Annotated in this window: 16 protein-coding genes and 1 pseudogene; 9 read left to right on the top strand and 8 right to left on the bottom strand. The window is 70.3% G+C overall.

Annotated elements, in window-relative coordinates; genetic code table 11:
* Positions 1 to 649: 649 nt before the first annotated feature.
* Complete coding sequence (locus PWG71_RS19035; protein WP_274811195.1) at positions 650 to 2704, bottom strand: heavy metal translocating P-type ATPase; 2055 nt, start codon at positions 2702 to 2704, stop codon at positions 650 to 652.
* A 354-nt stretch (positions 2705 to 3058) separates the two neighbouring features.
* Entirely contained in the window at positions 3059 to 3802 is a 744-nt protein-coding gene (locus PWG71_RS19030) for a phosphatase PAP2 family protein (RefSeq protein WP_274811193.1), read from the bottom strand.
* Positions 3803 to 4527: 725 nt separating this feature from the next.
* Between PWG71_RS19030 and PWG71_RS19025 the strand changes: the two genes are divergently transcribed.
* The 6 genes from PWG71_RS19025 (at position 4528) to PWG71_RS19000 (ending at position 11208) form a co-directional block, all read left to right on the top strand.
* On the top strand, positions 4528 to 5205 hold the full coding sequence (locus PWG71_RS19025) for a GntR family transcriptional regulator (RefSeq protein ID WP_274811192.1): 678 nt from the start codon (positions 4528 to 4530) through the stop codon (positions 5203 to 5205).
* Positions 5206 to 5687: 482 nt separating this feature from the next.
* Entirely contained in the window at positions 5688 to 6794 is a 1107-nt protein-coding gene (pdhA, locus tag PWG71_RS19020) for a pyruvate dehydrogenase (acetyl-transferring) E1 component subunit alpha (RefSeq protein WP_274811190.1), read from the top strand.
* Positions 6795 to 6810: 16 nt separating this feature from the next.
* Positions 6811 to 7824, top strand: a complete 1014-nt coding sequence (locus PWG71_RS19015; RefSeq protein ID WP_274811188.1) for an alpha-ketoacid dehydrogenase subunit beta — start codon at positions 6811 to 6813, stop codon at positions 7822 to 7824.
* 15 nt (positions 7825 to 7839) lie between these two features.
* On the top strand, positions 7840 to 9150 hold the full coding sequence (locus PWG71_RS19010; protein ID WP_274811186.1) for a dihydrolipoamide acetyltransferase family protein: 1311 nt from the start codon (positions 7840 to 7842) through the stop codon (positions 9148 to 9150).
* 175 nt (positions 9151 to 9325) lie between these two features.
* Complete coding sequence (locus PWG71_RS19005; RefSeq protein ID WP_274811184.1) at positions 9326 to 10405, top strand: hypothetical protein; 1080 nt, start codon at positions 9326 to 9328, stop codon at positions 10403 to 10405.
* Positions 10406 to 10422: 17 nt separating this feature from the next.
* A complete protein-coding gene (locus PWG71_RS19000; RefSeq protein WP_274811182.1) occupies positions 10423 to 11208 on the top strand; it encodes a cupin domain-containing protein in 786 nt (261 codons plus the stop codon).
* A 676-nt stretch (positions 11209 to 11884) separates the two neighbouring features.
* On the opposite strand, the pseudogene PWG71_RS18995 reads toward PWG71_RS19000, so the two are convergent.
* Positions 11885 to 12223: pseudogene (locus PWG71_RS18995) on the bottom strand (PLD nuclease N-terminal domain-containing protein); the annotation flags it as partial.
* A 253-nt stretch (positions 12224 to 12476) separates the two neighbouring features.
* Here PWG71_RS18995 and PWG71_RS18990 point away from each other — a divergent pair.
* Positions 12477 to 13211 (top strand): GntR family transcriptional regulator, encoded by a 735-nt coding sequence (locus tag PWG71_RS18990; RefSeq protein ID WP_274811181.1) that lies wholly within the window; start codon positions 12477 to 12479, stop codon positions 13209 to 13211.
* Between the two features lie 93 nt (positions 13212 to 13304).
* Here PWG71_RS18990 and PWG71_RS18985 read toward each other — a convergent pair whose 3' ends face one another.
* The 5 genes from PWG71_RS18985 to PWG71_RS18965 all read right to left on the bottom strand — a co-directional run bounded on the left by PWG71_RS18985 (position 13305) and on the right by PWG71_RS18965 (position 17343).
* Positions 13305 to 14363 carry an aspartate-semialdehyde dehydrogenase gene (locus tag PWG71_RS18985; protein ID WP_274811179.1) on the bottom strand — a complete coding sequence of 353 codons (1059 nt, stop codon included), beginning with the start codon at positions 14361 to 14363 and terminating at the stop codon, positions 13305 to 13307.
* Positions 14360 to 15631: an aspartate kinase gene (locus tag PWG71_RS18980; RefSeq protein ID WP_311512390.1), complete on the bottom strand. Its 1272-nt coding sequence runs from the start codon at positions 15629 to 15631 to the stop codon at positions 14360 to 14362. Before PWG71_RS18980 ends, PWG71_RS18985 begins: the two co-directional genes overlap by 4 nt.
* Positions 15632 to 15812: 181 nt before the next feature.
* A complete protein-coding gene (gene recR, locus PWG71_RS18975) occupies positions 15813 to 16412 on the bottom strand; it encodes a recombination mediator RecR (RefSeq protein ID WP_274811177.1) in 600 nt (199 codons plus the stop codon).
* Between the two features lie 126 nt (positions 16413 to 16538).
* Positions 16539 to 16874 carry a YbaB/EbfC family nucleoid-associated protein gene (locus PWG71_RS18970; protein ID WP_274811244.1) on the bottom strand — a complete coding sequence of 112 codons (336 nt, stop codon included), beginning with the start codon at positions 16872 to 16874 and terminating at the stop codon, positions 16539 to 16541.
* A gap of 55 nt (positions 16875 to 16929) precedes the next feature.
* Entirely contained in the window at positions 16930 to 17343 is a 414-nt protein-coding gene (locus PWG71_RS18965; protein WP_274811176.1) for a MerR family transcriptional regulator, read from the bottom strand.
* Between the two features lie 71 nt (positions 17344 to 17414).
* Here PWG71_RS18965 and PWG71_RS18960 point away from each other — a divergent pair, with 71 nt between their 5' ends.
* On the top strand, positions 17415 to 18581 hold the full coding sequence (locus PWG71_RS18960) for an alkene reductase (RefSeq protein ID WP_274811175.1): 1167 nt from the start codon (positions 17415 to 17417) through the stop codon (positions 18579 to 18581).
* 106 nt (positions 18582 to 18687) lie between these two features.
* Positions 18688 to 19866, top strand: coding sequence for a methyltransferase domain-containing protein (locus PWG71_RS18955; protein ID WP_274811174.1), 1179 nt, complete (start codon positions 18688 to 18690; stop codon positions 19864 to 19866).
* Positions 19867 to 19870 lie beyond the last annotated feature (4 nt).

Here is a 19870-nt window from a genome sequence, read left to right as displayed (position 1 = left end):
GATCGCCTTCTCGACAGGGGATACGGGCCGAAAACGGACGAAAGGACACGCATCGATGACCCGATCCCGTGTGGCCTCGTCGCCGGGGGCGACCGGAAGGCCGTCGCCGAGCGGACCGCCCGAATTCCGCGCGGGCGCCCGGAGCCACTACGCCCTCGCGCGCAGGAGGGGTGACGGGCGCGAGGCGGAGAGGAGGCTCGGCCACCCGGCCGGCCGGGGCCCGGAGGGAGAGGCCCCCGCGACCCGCTCCTTCCGGGCCTCGGCCAACGCCCTCGACGCCCCGTGCGAGTAGGAGGGCCGGGCCCGGGTGAAGCGCGCCGGGTGGTGCGGCGACCGGTTCGAGGATGACGACGACCGCTCGTACCGGTCCTCCCACGGCGGACCGTGAACGAGGGCACCGAGCAAGGAGGCCGCCCCACCCGTGCGCTCGCCCGCACGGCGCTGGATCCACAAGGACCACCCTGATCACGACCCGGCGTGGAAGAGCGCGGCCGGGGCGGGGTGAGGAATGGGCCGCCGTCCCGTATCCGAAGCGGGACGGGGCCCGCCGACCGCCCCTTCCCGCTACAGAGGGGAGGACCGACCCTTCGATCCTCCCCCCTCCATGGGCCGTGCGCCACTCCTCCGTCTGGCCGACTGAGGACATCCCTCATTCCGTCGGGGTCAGGTCCACCCGCCGCAGCAACTGCGCGTTGAGCGCGACGATGACGGTCGACAGGCTCATCAGCACCGCGCCGACCGCCGGTGCCAGGACGATGCCGATCGGGGCCAGCACACCGGCGGCCAACGGCACCGCGATGACGTTGTAGCCGGCCGCCCACACCAGGTTCTGGATCATCTTGCGGTAGCCCGCCCGGGACAGGGCGCGGACCGAGACGACACCGCGCGGGTCGTCGGAGGCCAGCACCACACCCGCCGACTCGATGGCCACGTCGGTACCGGCGCCGATGGCGATGCCGACGTCCGCGCGGGCCAGGGCCGGGGCGTCGTTGACGCCGTCGCCGACCATCGCCACCGTGCGGCCGCGCTCCTGGAGATCGCGGACCACGGCGTCCTTCTGGTCCGGCAGGACCTGGGCGAAGACCTCGTCCAGGTCCAGCTCGGCGGCGACCGCGTCGGCCACGTTACGGGCGTCTCCGGTGACCATCGCCACCCGGACACCCTGCGCCCTCAGCTGCCGGACGGCCGCTCGCGACTCGGGACGGATCTCGTCGGCCAGCGCCAGCGCCCCGACCACGACGTCGTCGACGACCACGTGCAGCACCGTCGCCCCACGCTCACGCCACGGTCCCGTCCGCGCCTCCAGGTCTTCCGGTGCGATCGACCCGAGGGAGTCCAGCAGGGCGGGACCCCCCACGTGCACGGTGGCGCCGTCCACCACGGCCCGCACCCCTCGCCCGGTCAGCGAGCGGAAACCACCGGCCGTCGGCACGTCCCCGGCCTCCTTCGCCGCCCGGACGACGGCCCTGGCCAACGGGTGCTCGGAGTCGGCCTCCACCGCACCGGCCAGCGCGAGCACCCGGGCGGCGTCCGCGCCGGGGGCGGCGGCGTGCTCGATGACGGCCGGGGCGCCCTTGGTCAGGGTCCCGGTCTTGTCGAACAGGACGGTGTCCACGAGGCGGGTGCGCTCCAACGCCATCCGATCCTTGATCAGGATGCCGTTGCGCGCCGAGAGGGCCGTGGAGATCGCGATGACCAGCGGGATCGCCAGCCCGAGCGCGTGCGGGCAGGCGATGACCAGCACCGTCACGGTCCGTTCGACGGCCTCGGTGGGCTCTCCCAGTGCCGCCCAGACGACGGCGGTGATGATCGCGGACCCGAGCGCGAACCAGAACAGCAGTCCCGCCGCGCGGTCGGCCAGGACCTGGGAGCGGGAGGTGGACGCCTGTGCCTCGGCGACCAGCCGCCGGATCCCCGCCAGGGTGGTGTCCTCGCCGACGGCGTCGACGCGCACGCGTACGGAGGAGTCGGTGGCCACGGTGCCCGCGACGACCCGGTCCCCCTCCGCTCGGGTGACGGTGCGGGACTCTCCGGTGATCATCGACTCGTCCATGGCGGCGGAGCCCCGCACGACGGTGCCGTCCGCCGGCACCCGACCGCCGGAGCGGACCAGCACGGTGTCCCCGGCGCCCAGGTCGGAGACGGCCACCTCCTCGGCCCCATCGTCCGCGCCGATCCGCTCGGCCCGGTCGGGCAGGAGGGCGGCCAGCGCCTCCAGGGCGCCGGAGGCCTGACCGAGGGCGCGCATCTCCAGCCAGTGGCCGAGGAGCATCACCACGACCAGCAGGACGAGCTCCCACCAGAAGTCGAGCGCCGTGCCCACCACACCGAGGGTGGCGAGCGTGCTGGCGCCGAAGGCGACGGTGATGGCCATCGCGACCAGGGTCATCATCCCGGGTCGGCGCGCCTCGATCTCCCCGGCGACCCCCGAGAGGAAGGGCCATCCGCCGTACAGGTAGACGACGGTGCCGAGCACCGGCGGCACCCAGGCGAGCGCCTCGGGCACGTGGTAGCCGAGCCACCCCGAGACCATGTGGCTGGTGAACACCACGGGCAGGCTGAGGAGCAGGCTCCACCAGAACCGGGTCCGGAACATCGCCGCGTGGTCCCCGTGTCCGCCACCGTGCCCCGTGTGCCCGCCGTGGTCGGAGCCCTCCCCGTGGTCGGTGTGCCCGACGTGTTCGCCGTGGCCCTGTGCGCTCATGCCCCTCCCCTTTCCCTTCATATACCCCATAGGGGTATTTTTCGGACGGATCTCCGCACCATGCGGCTCTCACTCTTCAAGGAATATACCCCCTAGGGGTATTCCCGCAAGGGCTTCGACTCCCGGGAACGACGGAGAACGGGAACGGCGCCCCGGACCATGTCCGTGGGCGCCGTCGGAAGTGCGCGAGACCCCTGGAGGCCCGGGGCGTGTTCTTTCGAACCTCCGCTGCGCTCCGGTCCGTGCTCGGCCGCCCGAAGAACGCGAACCTTCGGCCGCCACGTCGACCTCCAGAACCCCGTGGGCGGCCTCGCGATCCCCCAGGAGCGCTGAAGGACATGCGAAGAGCGGACCCTAGTCCTCCTGGCGGCCGTACCAGGGCCACCATTCGACGGTGCGCCCGTGCGGGATCATCCGGTCCAACCGGATCGTCAGTCGCAGCGCGAAACCGCCCGCGATCATCCCCGCGACCAGGTCCGAGAACCAGTGGAAGTGCAGGTAGATCGAGACCGCCGACTGGAGCAGCGCGATCCCGACGATGCAGTAGCCCAGGCGCCGGATGATGTGCGGCCGGGCCGCGCCGAAGCGGATGATGAGGAACAGCACCAGCCCGTAGATGAGGATCGCGTTGGACCCGTGCCCGGAGGGGAACGCCACGTTCCCCGCCCCGGCGAAGAATTCCGGGTCGTAGTGCTTGGCGTGGCCCCGGTTGATGCCCAGCTTCATGATCGATACCAGCGACATGATGCCGACCACGCCCACACCGCTCAACACGATCGGCCGCCAGCTGCGATGCCAGTACGCCAACTGGAGGGCGACCACCCCCAGCACCGGCAGCGCCACGTAACGGGAGGCCACGTTGTCCGGCCAGTGGATGAGCGGTTCGCGGATCAGGTCCCAGTAGGGCCGGGGGAGCTCATTGAGGAAATCGTCCACGGGATGCAGCGGACCGGCCGCGAGCATCGTCACCACGATCAGCGCGACCGCCAGGATGATGGCGATCCGGTCCGATGCCAGACCCCACGCGATCTCGCTGACGCTCGGCCACTTGACCGCGCGGACGACCGGGGGCCCCGGGGTGAGCGGAACATCGCGCACGACGGGGATGGGGCCGCTGTAGGGACCCGGTTCCGGGGTCCTCTTTTCCCTGTCGTGCGTCGTGGTCACGTGTCTCGCCCTCGGATGCCGGGTCCTTGAAGAGTGCGTCATGTGCTCAGTGCTGTCTCACGTGTCGTGGGCTCGCCTGTGGCACTGGTCGGGGGAAGGGCCAGCCGCGGTTTCCGGAAACGGGATTCCCAACGCCCTCGGGGTCGACGGGGTGAGGGATGACCCCTCACCTCCCTTCGACGGCCGAACCTTCGAGCCGGTTCACCCCTTTGTGAACGGCCCTCGGCAGGTCCGGTCTCCGAGGAACGGAAGAAGAACGTCTGCGATGCGTCGTCTGCTCCTGCGGTGCCCCCCGCACCGCTTCATGTCCCGAACGCGGTTCACGCGCTCTCGGTCGTTCCTTTACCGTCGCGTGCGTCACATGGGCGCGACGCGGTGTGAACATTGCCGACAGATGAGCCTACCCGGACACTTCGCCCCCTTGGTGACCCTGGTGGCCAAGTGTGACCCTTCCACCTCGGACTTTGCCGCACGCCCGGATACTGGACCCAGGCGGTTCACCGCCATGCGACACGTTCGTGAGCTTTCCGTTAGCGCTTCGAGTCCGATCGGCGAAGCGGCTCCCGCGCGTGTGGCACTCTTCAAGGAGTTTCCGAGACGACGAGTGAACCGGCCGCGCACGCGCTGTGCGCGGCCGCGAACGGGAAGGGCCCTGGATGGTCGACCTGCCGATGTTGCCGGATGATCCCTCGAAGTTGGCCAGGGAGCCGCTGCGGGAGCAGATCCGGCAGGTCCTGGTCGAGGGCCTGTTGTCCGGCCGCTGGCAGCCGGGCGAGCGGATCGTCGAACGCCGGATCGCCACCGAGCTGCGGGTCAGCCAGGCTCCGGTCCGCGAGGCGTTGCGCGAGCTGGAGACGTTGCGGCTCATCGAGACGGTGCCCAACAAGGGCGCCCGGGTGAGGGACTTCGGCGTCCGGGACATGGCCGAGATCTATCCGGTGCGCGCCGGCCTGGAGCTGGTGGCGGCCCAACTGGCGGCCCCGCGCCTCCGGGCCGACCCCTCCCCGTTGGAGCGGGAGGTGGAGCTGCTCAAGCGGGCGACCGCCGAGGGTGACGTGTCCGCGCAGATCAAGCACAGCGTGGAGTTCCACCGGGAGGTCGTGCGGGCCGCCGACAACAGTGTGCTCCTCCACACCTGGGAGTCGCTGGGCGTCGAGGTGTGGACGACCCTGTCCGTGCGCTGGCTGAACATGGAGCTGCACGCCAAGGCCGCCGACCACGACCAGATCACGAAGGCCTTCCGGGAGGGCGACGCGGAGGTCGGTCACATGCTGAGCGATCACGTGCTCAACTACGTCGAAGCCGCCCTGAAGTCGCACGAGGGCACGCACTGACCCGGGCCCGACACGGGCGTTTCCCACCGATGACCGGCCCTCCCGGGCCAAGGTCCGGGTATCTGCCGTAAAGTCTTATTGATCGATCATCGATCAGACCGTAGAGTGTGGCGCGACGCACGTCACACACCGCACGGCCCCTTACGGGTGTCCGGAATCGTTCATCCGGCCGGTGAACGAACCCGACGCACTCATCGCCGCGCGCTCTCGCCACCTCATGCTTAGCGCGGTGGAGACCGGGAAGCATGCGATGAAGGGGTCCGGTGACAACCGCATACGAGACCCCGCGAGTCTTTCGCGCCCAGGAGAGGACGAGCCACGCTCCCCAGGGCGCACCCCGACAGCCACAGGAGCGTCACCGCCGTTGAGCCCGGCGGTGACGCGTGCCGGAGCCGCACCCGACAGCGCGACCCCGGCGGGCCTCTCGCACCTCGGCCCACAGGCCGGGTTGCCGGGCCCTCTCGTACGTAGAAAGGCACACCATGGCTGACACCACGGCCAAGCCGAAGGGCGCCGCCGTCAGGTCCGCAGGAACCCGGCGCCGGAGCCGCAAGAGCGCCCCCGGTCTCGGCGCCGAGAAGCCCGAGGCCCTGCTCGACTACTACCGTCGGATGCTCTTCATCCGCCGCTTCGAGGAGCGCACCGCCCAGGCCTACACCCAGGCGCGCATCGGCGGCTACTGTCACCTCAACCTGGGCGAGGAGGCCACCGTCGTCGGCCTGCTCGACGCCCTGCACGAGAACGACTACCTCTTCACGAACTATCGCGACCACGGGTACGCGATCGAGAAGGGCATGGACCCCAAGAGGGTCATGGCCGAGCTCTACGGGCGCTCCGACGGCGTCTCCAAGGGCTGGGGCGGGTCCATGCACATGTACGACACCAAGACCCGCATGCTCGGCGGTTACGGCATCGTCGGCGGCCAGCTGCCGCTGGCCACCGGCGCCGCGCTGGCCATCTCCTACCGGGGCGGCGACGAGGTCGTCATGTGCCAGATGGGGGACGGCACCACCAACATCGGCGCCTGGCACGAGTCCCTCAACATCGCCAAGCTATGGAACCTGCCGATCGTGTTCGTGGTGATCAACAACTTCACCGGCATGGGCACCACCGTCGAGATGTCCTCCGCCGAGCCCGAGCTGTACAAGCGCGGTTCCGCCTTCCGCATCGAGGGCGTGCGCGTGGACGGCCGTGACGTGCTCGCGGTCCGCGACACCGCGGCCGAGCTGGTCGAGCGCGCCCGCAAGGAGCAGACCCCGTTCCTGCTGGAAGCATGGAGTTACCGACAGAAGGGCCACTCCGTCGTCGACCCCGCCAAGTACCGCACCGACGAGCAGCGGGAGCAGGCCCGGTCCGACGAGAACGACCCGATCACGCTCTTCGAGGCCAGGCTGACCGAGGCGGGCGTCCTCACGGACGAACTGCGCGAGGAGATCGCGGCCTCCGTCAAGGCCGAGGTCACCGAGGCCGCCGACTTCGCGGAGAACAGCCCGACGCCGGACGTGTCGACCCTCTTCGACTACACGTACGCCACCCCGGTCCCCAACGAGTCGCGGCGCATGCCGGCCGACCCGGTGTTCGCAGAGTAGAGAAGGACGACGACACATGTCTGTGATCACTTACCGTCAGGCCCTGCGCGACACCCTGCACGCCGAGATGGTCCGTGACGAGAACGTCCTCGTCATGGGCGAGGAGATCGGCGTCTTCGAGGGTTCCTACAAGATCACCGAGGGCCTGCTCAAGGAGTTCGGCCCCCGTCGGGTCAAGGACACCCCGATCGCCGAGGAGGGATTCGTCGGCGCCGCCATCGGCGCGGCCATGCTGGGCCTGCGCCCGGTGGTCGAGCTGATGACGATCAACTTCTCGCTCATCGCGATCGACCAGATCATCAATCACGCCGCCAAGATCTACGGCATGTTCGGCGGCCAGACCAGCGTGCCCATGGTCATCCGCACCCCCGGTGGCGGCGGCCAGCAGCTCGGCGCGACCCACTCGCAGAACATCGAGCTGTTCTACTCCTTCATCCCGGGTCTGAAGGTGCTCGCGCCCAGCACGCCCGCAGAGGCGTCGTCGATGCTGCGCGCGGCCATCCGCGACGACGACCCGGTGCTGTTCCTGGAGAACCTGGGACTGTACAACACCAAGGGCGAGGTCCCCGAGGACTACGCGCAGCCCGAGAACGACGACGTCGCGACCATCGGCCGCGCCGCCGTCACCCGTGAGGGCACCGACATCACCCTCATCGGCTACTCCCGGATGGCCATGGTCGCCACCCAGGTGGCCGAGAGGCTCGCCAAGGAGGACATCAGCGTCGAGGTCGTCGACCTGCGCAGCCTCCGCCCTCTCGACCGCCAGACCTTCGTGGACTCGGTCAAGAAGACCGGCGCCGCCGTCGTCTGCGAGGACGACTGGCTGACGTACGGGATCGGCGCGGAGATCGCCGCGTCCATCCAGGAGGGCGCCTTCGATCACCTGGACGCCCCCGTGCGACGGGTGGCCATGGCCGAGGTGCCCATGCCCTACGCCAAGCCGCTGGAGACCGCGGCCCTGCCGTCCATCGAGTCGATCAGCACCGCCATCAAGGAGACCCTGAGCGCCGTCGGCAAGCGGGTCGGGTAGAGGGAGTTCCATTTCATGAGCGAGATCTACATGCCGCGCCTCTCCGACACCATGGAGGAAGGCGTCATCAGCACCTGGGTCAAACAGGTGGGTGACAAGGTCGCGTCCGGTGACGTCCTGGTCGAGATCGAGACCGACAAGGCCGTCATGGAGTACGAGGCCTACGAGGACGGTTTCCTCGTCGCGCAGTCGGTGTCCGAGGGCGAGACGGTACAGATCGGCACCGTCATCGGTGTGATCGGTGACTCTCCCGACGCCGTCCCGGACGGCTCCGGGAGCGGGGAGCCGGCCGCCGAGGAGGCGGACGAGGAGGAAGAGGAGGCCGAGGGGGCCCCCGCCGAGGAGACCGCCCCCGCCGAGGAGGCCCCGGCGGAGTCGTCCGCCCCCGCCGAGACCGGCTCCGAGAGCGGTGAACGTCCGCGCACCTCCCCGCTGGCCCGTCGGCTGGCCAAGGAGTACGGCCTGGACATCACCAAGATCAAGGGCTCGGGTCCCCGGGGCCGGATCGTGCGCGCCGACATCGAGGCCGCGGCCAAGGAGGGCACCGCCGAGGCGCCCGCCCCGGCCGCGAAGGAGAAGGCGGCCCCGGCCGCACCCGCCGCCCCGGCGTCGCAGGCCCCCGCCTTCGACGACGGCCGCGACTCCGAAGAGGTCCAGATCGGCAACGTGCGCAAGGTGATCGCGCGCCGACTGACCGAGAGCAAGCAGCAGGTGCCGCACTTCTACCTGCGCCGGACGATCGACGCCGAGGCTCTCAAGGCCTTCCGCTCGCAGATCAACGAGCAGCTGGCGAGCACCGGGGCGAAGATCAGCTTCAACGACCTCATCGTCAAGGCCAGTGCCACGGCGTTGAAGCTGCACCCGGCCGTCAACTCCTCGTGGGTGGACGGGAAGCTGCTCCAGCACGGGCGGATCAACGTCGGCGTGGCCGTCGCGGTCGACTCCGGGTTGGTGGTGCCGGTCCTGCACGACACCGACAAGGCCACGCTGTCGGAGATCTCCGGCCGTACCCGCGAGCTGGCGGGCAAGGCCAGGGACGGCAAGCTCAAGCCGCAGGAGATGAGCGGCGGCACGTTCAGCGTGTCCAACCTGGGCATGTTCGGCGTGGACAGCTTCTCCGCCGTGATCAACCCGCCGGAGGCGGCGATCCTGGCGGTCGGCGCGATGCGCCAGGAGGCCGTGGTGGTGGACGGCGAGATCGCCGTGCGCAACCGGATCTCCCTGGAGCTGTCGGTGGACCACCGCGCGGTGGACGGCGCCGTGGGCGCGGCGTTCCTCAAGGACCTCGCGGAGATCCTGGAGGAGCCGATGCGGATCATCCTGTAGGGATCCGCACGTCTTCGCGAACGCCCCGGCCGGGTTCGGCCGGGGCGTTCGCGCCGTCCACGGCCCCCGTGGACGAGATGCCCCACACGGGGGGGCGAGGGGGCGGCCGGCGGACCGTCACGTGCCTCTGCCAGGATCGTCCCCGACCGTATGGGAGAAGGAACAGAGGGACACCGTGGAACAGAGAGCACTACCGGTCGCCGAACGGCTCCTGAGCCTGCGCCCCGTTTCCTGGTCCGAGGAGGAGGTCCGCACCGGGACCGCCGGCCTGGGCTGGGAGTGGGTCGCCACCGAGCGCGGGGTGTCCCTGAGCACCGGGCATCCCGCCGGTGACGCCCGCCTGACCCGGGTGGAGTCGTACAACGTCGACTACACCGACGGGGAGGAGGTCCTGGGCCTCCATCAGCCGTTGGAGGTGGTCGAGGGCGGCACCCGGGAGCACGTCGAGGCCTTCCGCAGGGCCTTCGGGGAGCTGCGCGAGGGCTATGGTCACCCCGGGGTCATGGGCGCCTACGACACCCTGGCGTCCCACTTCTCGGGCTCCCCCTCATGGGGCGCCCCGTTCGCGCGCTGGCGGGACGGGGAGCTGTCCCTGGAACTGCGCGCCGCCCTCACCGGACCGGTCCTGACCCTGCTCCCCTCGGGGCCGCTGGAGTCCTGGTACCGGCGCAGCTACGAGAACTGCGACGGACGGATGAGCGGGTTCCTCGCCATCGCGCTGGAACCCCTTCCCTTCGGAGACCTGAGCGGCATGACCATGCCCGGGGTGAACCGGCACGAGGACTGGAAGGAGTACGCCCGCCTGCTGTCCGCCTCCCTGGGGACGATGGCCGCCGAGATGACCGCGCTGGGGCTGGAACGCTCCTTCGGTCTCCACGGGCGCGTCCCCGGCGCCGGCGGCCCCTGGGTCTTCGGTTTCGACATCGGCGAGACCATGCGCCTGGCACTGTACGCGGCGGCGGGCGAGGGTGAGGTGGACCTGGAGGACCTGGAGCCGGAGGAGCGGGGCTGGATCAGGGCCACCGCCCCCGAGGACCTGGAGTACGAGATCGCCTTCCACACCGAGCCGACCCCCTACGACGAGGTCAACGGGACCCGGTTGGCCATGATGGTGATGGAGATGGCCGAGGACCTGGGCATCCCCTTCCCCTCGGACCTCTCGCTGACCGACTGGGCCGATCGCGTCCAGGGCGGGGACGGCCGACCGGAGTACCACCTGTACCACCACGGTCTGGGTGTCATCGGCAACCCCTGAGCGGTACGGTCGGCGGCATGGCCCACATCCTGCACATGACCGAGCTGGAGCGCTGGAAGGCCGGCGGCGACGTCGAGGCCGACTCGCTCGCCGCCCAGGGGTTCGTGCACGCGTCACCCGACGACAAGACCCTGCTCGCGGTCGCCAACGCCCTGTACACGAACGTGTCCGAGCCCTTGGTCGCCCTGGTCGTGGACACCGGGATCCTGGACTCCCTGGGCGTGGAGACCCGTTGGGAGGCCGCCGATCCCGCACCGCCGCCCGGGACGGACGGGGGCGCGCTCTTCCCGCACGTCTACGGCGCCGTCCCCCGGGAGGCGGTGACGGAGGTCCGCCACCTGCGTCGCGCTCCGGACGGTCGGTTCACGGCGGTCGAGGACCGGCCGTCCACCGCCGAGTCGCTGGACCTGCTGCCGCACCCCGAGGGCGGCTGGTACCGGCGGACCTGGGAGTCGGGGGTGCGGATCCGGCCCGAGGGGTATCCGGGCCATCGCCCGAGTGCCACCGGGATCCACTTCCTGCTGTGTCCGGGCGAGAAGTCGCGGTGGCACCGGGTGCGCTCCGACGAGATGTGGGTCTTCCAGCGGGGCGGCCCGCTGCGGCTGGACTTCGGCGGGACGGGTCCCGCCCCGGTGCCCTCCGGCGGCCGGATCCTGGGCCCGGACCTCGCGGCGGGAGAGTCGCTCCAGGTCCTGGTGCCCGCGGAGACCTGGCAGTCGGCCCGCCCGGCGGCCGCCGAAGAGGTCCTGGTGGGCTGCTTCGTGTCGCCGGGCTTCGACTTCGCCGACTTCGAGTCGGTCTAGGGCGGGGCGGCGCGCGGCCGGGTGGGTGCCCGGGGAACGCGCCCCAGGGCCCCTCGACCGGGGCCGTGGGGCCTTCGCTCCGCCCGGCGGGCGTCCCCGGGCGGTTCGCCGGTGGTCGGAGCCGCTTCCCCGGTGCCACTCCCGGGACCGGGATCACGCCCGGTGACCCGCGCGACCCGGTCCGCGGACGTATCCCCGCGGCGACGGCGCTGCCCTCGGCGGCACGGTCCTTCCCTCGGGCGCGGTCCCGACCGTGTGCGGCGGGCGCCCCCGGCGCACGCGGTTCGGCGGCCGTGTCGGTCGCGATGTTCCCGGTGGTGGCCGGGGCCCGGCGCGGACCGGGGCGCCGCTCGCACGCGGCGGGGAGCAGAAGGGTCGAGAGGGCCGGTCAGTACCGCCCGGTCTGCTGCGGAGCGGCCGTGTACCGCTCCGTTCCCGGCTGCGGGATCGGCCCGGTGCCGCGGATGTCGCCGTGCGAACCCATATCGGACCGGTCGGTGTCGTGGTACTCGCCGTGCGAACCCGCACCGGACCGGTCGGTGTCGTGGTACTCGCCGTGCGAACCCGCACCGGACCGGTCGGTGTCGTAGTACTCGCCGTGCGAACCCATATCGGACCGGTCGGTGTCGTGGAAGTCGCCCTGCGAACCCGCACCGGACCGGTCGGTGACACGGATGTCGCTGTGCGAACCGACGCTGGGCGGGCTGGTGTGCCGGACCTTGCCCTTGTCCACGCCCAGGATGCGGTTCAGGTAGCCCTTCTTGCCGACCACGAACCAGGCGATCGCCCCGAAGAACGGGAACCAGAGGATGAAGATCACCCACAGGAGCTTCCCGCCGGCGGTCGTGTTGTCGTCGATCACCGCCGAGATGACGGCGGCGATGAGCAGGATGAGGAGCGCCAGACCGATGGCGACGATGGCGATGCCCGTGATACCGGTCATCCAGGCGACGGCCGTGCCGACCGGGTCCGTCGTGTTCGCGAGGGCGATGCGGTCCGTGAGGTGTTCGATCATGACTCCCCCAAGCATGAAGTGATCATATCGATACCAAGAGTAATCACCAGGAGGGCACACTCACCCCCATTTCACGGTTTTCGGGCGTTTCCTCGACGCCGGATCGATGGGCTACTCATCGGTACCGCCCCCCACCAGCGCTTTCCACTGCTTTACTGAGAGACATGGGCTCTCCTCCCCTCGAAGCGACCCCGCTCCGTCCTCCTCCCCGGACGCGCAGAGCCGAGCCGGGAGGCGTCGAAGTCGCGTGACCGTGACCAGGAAACCCCGCTACCTGTGGTTGGCCGATCAGCTCCGTACCCCGATCCTGCGCGGCGAGATGCCCCCGGGCACCCGTCTGCCCTCGCGCACCCGCCTGGCCCGGACGTATCGGGTGAGCGAACAGATCTCCCGCACCGCGCTGCGCCTGTTGGTCACCGAGGGCCTGGTGGAGGCCCGACCCGGTTCCGGTTACTACGTGCGCGACGTGCCCGACGTCTTCCGCCTCTGCCGCACCGACGCCACCTCCGGTTCCGGCCTGGGCCGACTCTCCCGGGAGCCCTTCGGCACCGAGCAGGAGATCGGTGAGCATCCGATCAACGAGCGGCTGCGCATGCGCGAGGGCGAACCCGTGTACCGGACCACCTCGCGCGGACTGGCCGAAGGCCGGCCCCTCACCCTGCACCGTTCCTGGGAACCCGCGTCCCTCACCGTCGGAACCCTGCGCACCCCCTTCGACTCCGCTCCCGAGGTGGGCCTGCTCGAACGCCTGGCCTCCGCCGGGTACCCGGTGGACCGGGTCGTGGAGGAGGTGGGGGTGCGGGTGCTGCGCGACTCCGAGGCGGCACTGCTCGACTCCGCCCCCGGCATCCCCGTCCTGGTGGTCGAACGCACCCACTTCAGCGGCGACCGCCCGGTGGAGACCTCCGATCTCATCGGCTCCGCCGACCAGTGTCGACTCCTCTACAAACTGACACTCGCCCGGCCCCGGCCGCGAGGGCGCGCCTGACCCGTACACGCCGACGGGGGCGGCCGCCGAAGCGACCACCCCCGAGGGACGGAGAACCACCGAGCGCTAAGGCGTGTTCCACGGACACACGCCCTAGGAGGTGAACTCCTTCGCGACGACCTCGGCGATCTGCGCGGTGTTGAGCGCGGCGCCCTTGCGCAGGTTGTCGCCGCACAGGAACAGGTCCAGCGACTTCGGGTCGTCCAACGACTGCCGGATGCGCCCCACCCAGGTGGGGTCGGTGCCCACCACGTCGGCCGGGGTCGGGAACTCGCCCTTGGCCGGGTCGTCCAGGACGGTCACGCCCTCGGCCTTGCCCAGCAGCTCGCGGGCGGCGTCGGCGGTCACCTCCTCGGCGAAGGTCGCGTGCACGGTCAGCGAGTGGGTGGTGATGACCGGGACGCGGACACAGGTGGCCGAGACGCGCAGGTCGGGCAGGCCCAGGATCTTGCGGGACTCGTTGCGGACCTTCAGCTCCTCCGAGGACCAGCCCTCGTCCTTGAGCGAACCCGCCCACGGCACGACGTTGTAGGCCAGCGGCGCCGGGAAGGGGCCGAGCTCGCCCGCGGCGGCGCGGACGTCGCCGGCCTTCTCGCCGAGGGTGCGGTCGGCGCCCGCCTTGGCCATCTGGTCGCGGAGGGTGTCGATGCCCTCCTGGCCCGCGCCGGAGGCGGCCTGGTAGGAGGAGACCACCAGGTCGGTGACACCGAAGGTGCGGTGCAGGGCGCCGATGGCGACGATCATCGACAGGGTGGTGCAGTTGGGGTTGCTGATGATGCCGCGCGGCCGGTTGCGGACCTGCTCCGCGTTGACCTCGGGCACCACGAGCGGAACGTCGGCGTCCATGCGGAACGCACCGGAGTTGTCGACGGCGACCGCACCGCGCGCGGCGGCGATCGGCGCCCACTCCTTGGACACCTCGTCGGGGACGTCGAACATGGCGACGTCGACGCCGTCGAACACCTCGGGGGCCAGGGCCTGCACCACGACGTCCTCGCCGCGTACCCGGAGCACCTTGCCGGCGCTGCGCGGGGAGGCGATGAGGCGGATCTCGCCCCACACGTTCTCCCGCTGGGTGAGGATGTCCAGCATCACGGTGCCGACGGCGCCGGTCGCGCCGACGATGGCCAGGGTGGGAAGACGGTTGCTCATCGGCCGGTACCTCCGTACACGACAGCCTCGACCTGGTCGGCGTCGAGCTGGAACTCGGTGTGGGCGGCCTGGACGGCCGCGTCGATCTGGTCTTCCGCGACGATGACGGAGATGCGGATCTCCGAGGTGGAGATCATCTCGATGTTGGTGCCCGAACCGGCGATGGCGTCGAAGAAACGGGCGGTGACCCCCGGGTAGGAGCGCATGCCGGCGCCGATGAGGGAGACCTTGCCGATCTTGTCGTCGTAACGCAGCGACTCGAAGCCGACCTTGTCCTGGACCTTCTTCAGCGCGGACAGGGCCTGCTTGCCGAAGTCCTTGGGCACCGTGAAGGAGATGTCGGTGCGGGAGGTGGAGACCGCGGACACGTTCTGCACGATCATGTCGATGTTGATCTCGGCGTCGGCGAGCGCCTTGAAGATCGTGGCGGCCTCACCGACCTTGTCCGGAACCCCGACGACGGTGACCTTGGCTTCGCTCCGGTCGTGGGAGACCCCGGAGATGATCGGCTGTTCCATGCCTTCGCTTTCCTCGACTTCCGGAACGACCCAGGTCCCGGGCTTCTGGCTGAACGACGAACGGACGTGCAGGGGGATGTTGTACCGACGCGCGTACTCCACGCATCGCAGGTGCAGGATCTTGGTCCCGCTGGCGGCCATCTCCAGCATCTCCTCGTAGGAGACCTGGGGGATGCGCCGTGCGGTGGGAACGATGCGCGGGTCGGCGGTGAACACGCCGTCCACGTCCGTGTAGATCTCGCAGGCGTCCGCCTCCAGGGCGGCGGCGAGGGCCACGGCCGTGGTGTCCGACCCGCCCCTGCCCAGGGTGGTGATGTCCTTGGTGTCCTGGGAGACGCCCTGGAAACCGGCGACGATACAGATCGCGCCCTCGTCCACGGCCTCCTTGATGCGGCCGGGCGTGACGTCGATGATCTTGGCGTTGCCGTGCAGGGACGTGGTGATCACACCGGCCTGGGAACCGGTGAACGACCGCGCCTCGAAGCCCAGGTTCGTGATGGCCATCGCGACGACGGCCATGGACATGCGCTCACCCGCGGTGAGGAGCATGTCGAGTTCGCGGGCCGGCGGCATCGGGGACACCTGCTCGGCGAGGTCGATGAGCTCGTCGGTGGTGTCGCCCATGGCCGAGACCACGACGACGACGTCATATCCCGCTTTTTTCTGAGCGACGATCCGCTGGGCTACTCGCTTGATGGCTTCCGCGTCGGCCACGGAAGACCCACCGTACTTCTGCACGATCAAGGCCACGGTCGATGCTCCTGAAGAGTTGGGATCAAAGACGATTGAAAGGGAGTGTAACCGGTGACGTCTTCGTCAGCCCGTCCCACCTGGGACGGAAGGCGTAGTCGAGCACGGCGCACCAGCGCTCGGGCCTACCCGGCGATCGGGAGAGTACTCATATTTCGACAGGATCAAGGCGAAATGTGAGCTAGAACTCCAGGCTGCGGCGCCCCTCGAAGGCGCGTCCCAGAGTGACCTCGTCGGCGTATTCGAGATCGCCGCCCACGGGCAGGCCGCTGGCCAACCGGGTCACTTTGAGACCCATGGGTTTGACCAGGCGGGCGAGGTAGGTGGCGGTGGCCTCCCCCTCAAGGTTGGGGTCGGTGGCCAGGATCAGCTCGGTGATCTCGCCGTCGGCGAGACGTTTCATGAGCTCCTTGACGCGCAGGTCGTCCGGGCCCACACCTTCGATCGGGCTGATCGCCCCGCCCAGGACGTGGTAGCGCCCCCGGAACTCGCGGGTGCGCTCGATGGCCACGACGTCCTTGGACTCCTCGACGACGCAGATGACGGCGGCGTCACGCCGGGGGTCACGGCAGATCCGGCACTGTTCCTCTTCCGCGACGTTGCCGCAGATGGAGCAGAAGCGCACCTTCTCCTTGACCTCGACCAGCGCGCCGACGAGGCGCTTGACGTCCGCGTGCTCGGCGGACAGCAGGTGGAAGGCGATGCGCTGCGCGCTTTTCGGACCGACGCCGGGCAGCCGCCCGAGCTCGTCGATCAGATTCTGCACCGCGCCTTCGTACATCGCCCGCCCATTCGGTCGGACCGTCTGGCTCGGGGCGGTCCGTCACCCCTACCACCACCGTATAGGGAACGACGACCTTCCGCGTACGCGTCGGGTCGTCGTCTTCGTCCCTCGGTGGGGCGGTGTCTAGAAACCGGGGAGGCCGGGGATCCCGCCGCCGCCCAGACCCTGGGCGAGCGGGCCCATCTTCTCCTGCTGAAGCCGCTCGACCTGCGCCTCGGCATCCCGGATGGCCGCCAGGACCAGGTCCGCGATGGTCTCGGCGGTGTCGGCCGCGTCGTCGGGGTCGACGGCCTTGGGGTCGATGGTGATGTCCTCGACCTGTCCGCGCCCGCTCAGCTTGACCTTGACCAGGCCGCCGCCGGAGGTGCCCTCCACTTCGGCCTCCTCCAGGGCCTGCTGTGCCTCCACGAGCTGCTGCTGCATCTGCTGGGCCTGCTGGAGCAGGGCCTGCATGTCCATTCCGCCAGGGTTCACGGCCGTCTCCTCGTCGCACCCGCGGTGACGGGTCTCGGTGTCATGTCCGTATGGGTGTGAGCGTAACCGGTTCCCGGGCGGAGGGCGGGGCCGCCGACGCCTCCCGGGCGAGGACGGTCTCGTCGATGACCGTGTCGAGGGAGTCGCGGGTCCGTTCCAGGGAGCGGATGGCGGCGTCGATCCGCCGGCGTTCGTCGCGGAACATGTCGAGCAGGTCGGGGGCGGGCTCACCGCGTTCGTTGGCGTACATGCACGGCATGAGGCGACGGACGGTGTCGCTGTTGAGGCCGGCCGAGTACAGGCAGCGGATGCGATCGACCCGTTCGACCACGCCTTCGGCGTACTCGCGGTGCCCGCCCGGGGTGCGGGTGGAGACCAGGAGCCCCTGTTCCTCGTAGTAGCGCAGGGAACGGGGGCTGGCCCCGGTCCGTCGAGAGAGTTCGCCGATCCGCATCGCACCCTCCGGGGTGATCTACCGCACAAGCCCTTGAATCTCACATGGATGTCAGATTTTACGCTCGTCCCATGACGACGACAACGACGCGGACCGACCAGCGCACCACCGCCCCGACCGGCCACCCGCTGCTCTCCCCCCACGACCTGGCCGGGCTCACCCTGCCCAATCGTGTGGTCATGGCCCCCATGACCCGGATGCGCGCCGATCACCGCGGCGTGCCCACCCCGCTGATGATCGAGTACTACCGGCAGCGCGCCGGGGCAGCGCTCATCGTCTCCGAGGGGATCTCCCCGAACATCGCCGGTCGGCATCACCCCCTCCAACCCGGACTGGACACGGAGGAGCAGGTCGCGGCGTGGCGTTCGGTGACCGGGGCCGTGCACACGGCCGGAGGACGGATCTTCGCCCAGCTCATGCACAGCGGACGCAACACCCATCCCGCCAACCGTCCGGACGGGGGGATCCCGGTCGCCCCGTCGGCGGTCGTCGCGCCCGGTCCGGTGCACACCCTCGACGGCAAGGTCGATCCGGTGGTCCCGCGCGCTCTGACGACGGAGGAGGTCCGTCGGACCGTGGCCGATCACGCGGAGGCGGCGCGGGCGGCGATCCGGGCCGGGTTCGACGGGGTCGAGATCCACGGTGCCAACGGTTATCTCGTGCACCAGTTCCTGGCCGACGGCACCAACCTGCGCGCCGACCGTTACGGCGGCCCGGTCACCGGGCGGATCCGGTTCGCCGTGGAGGTGGTCGAGGCGGTCGCCGACGCGATCGGAGCCCACCGGGTGGGGTTGCGGATCTCCCCCGGCAACAAGGAAGGTGGAATGGTGGAGCGGGACCCGGCACCGACCTACCGGGCGCTGCTCTCGGCGATCGCCCCGTTGAGTCCGGCCTACCTGCACCTCACGGACGATCCGCGTTATCCGGCCTTGGACGACCTGCGTCCCCGGTGGTCCGGGACCCTGGTGGGCAACACCGGTGAACACGTGGAGACGACACAGGAGAGCGCCACCGCGCTCGTCGCCTCCGGGCGCGCGGACCTGGTGTCGGTGGGGCGGCCCTACATCTTCAACCCCGACGTGGTGGAACGCATCGCGGCGGGAGTGGCGTGGGCACCGATCCGGGGAAAGGACTACCACTACGGGAGCGGTCCACACGGGTATGTGGACCTTCCGCGGCACGACGCGGAGACGACTCTCCGAACGCCCGCTTCCACCAGCGAAAAGCTCGAAGAGTAGCGATAACATCACTGCCGGTTGAAATCGTGCCTCCCGGGGCACAACCGTCCCGGTGGTGCACTCGGGCACCACCGCCACAGCGAGAGGCACGGGGGTCGAGGACGTGTTGACCGCACGAGAACGCCACTCGGCACTGATCGAGGCGATGATCGCGGACGGCACCCTGGTCGATGCCTCCCTCATCGAGACGTTCAGAGCGGTGCCCAGACACCGGTTCATCCCCGAGTCCGGGGCGTTGACGGCGCACGGGACGGCGCTCAACGCCGCGAGCGACCCGGACCTGTGGCTGTCGGCGGTCTACGCCGACAACGCCCTCGTGACGCGGATCGACGATCCCGCCGTCCTCACCGAACGGGACGAGCCGCGCGGCGGTGAGGGCGGCGTGCCCGGGCCGCGTGGATCCGCGCCGTCCCGGGCCACCTCCTCCAGTGCCGCGCCCACGGTGCTGGCCCGGATGCTGGGACTGGCCGACCTGGCCCACGGGCTCAAGGTCCTGGAGGTCGGCACCGGGACCGGGTGGAACACGGCGCTGTTGGCGTGCCGGCTGGGCGACTCCGCCGTGGTCTCCGTGGAGATCGACGAACGCCTGGCCCGGACGGCCCGGCAGACCCTGCACTCGGAGGGCTACGACCCCGTGGTGCTGACCGGCGACGGCCACGAGGGACTTCCTGAGCGGGCACCCTACGACCGCGTCATCTCGCCCTGCGGGGTGCGCCGCGTCCCGCCCGCGTGGATCGGGCAGCTCTCACCCGGCGGTCTGATCGTGTGCCCGTGGGGACTGCTGGAGGGTACGGGGGTACTGGCCCGCCTGGTGTGCCCCGGCGACGGAACGGCTCGGGCGAGCTTCCACGGCGGGGTCGGCTTCGTGCCGCTGCGCGCCCCCGGCCCCCGGCTTCCGCCCGTCCGGGACACCGGACAGCAGCCCGACGAGTACCGCCTCACCCAGGTGGACCCGGTGGCACCGCTCATGGCGTTCCCGTCGGCGTTCGCGCTGTCGGTGATGGTGCCCGGGTGGCGGCTGCGCCGTAGGTGGATCGGCACCGGGTCGGGGGTGTGGGTGTGCGACCGCACCGGGGACTCGTGGGTGCGGGTCTACCCCTACGGCACGTCGTGGATGATCGAGCAGGGCGGCCCGCGCAGCATCTGGGACGAGTTCGAGGAGGCCCTTCAGGAGTGGGCCCGGCTGGGTTCGCCCGCTCCGGACCGCTTCGGTTTGTCGGTGGCGGCCGACGGAACGCACCGGGTGTGGCTGGACTCGCCCGAGCAACCCGGATGGCGCGTGTGAACCG

It is taken from the genome of Nocardiopsis sp. N85 (assembly GCF_028882275.1).
Lineage (GTDB): Bacteria > Actinomycetota > Actinomycetes > Streptosporangiales > Streptosporangiaceae > Nocardiopsis > Nocardiopsis lambiniae.
The sequence above is the reverse complement of the archived record's forward strand: the minus strand, read 5'-3'. Positions and strand labels throughout refer to the sequence as shown.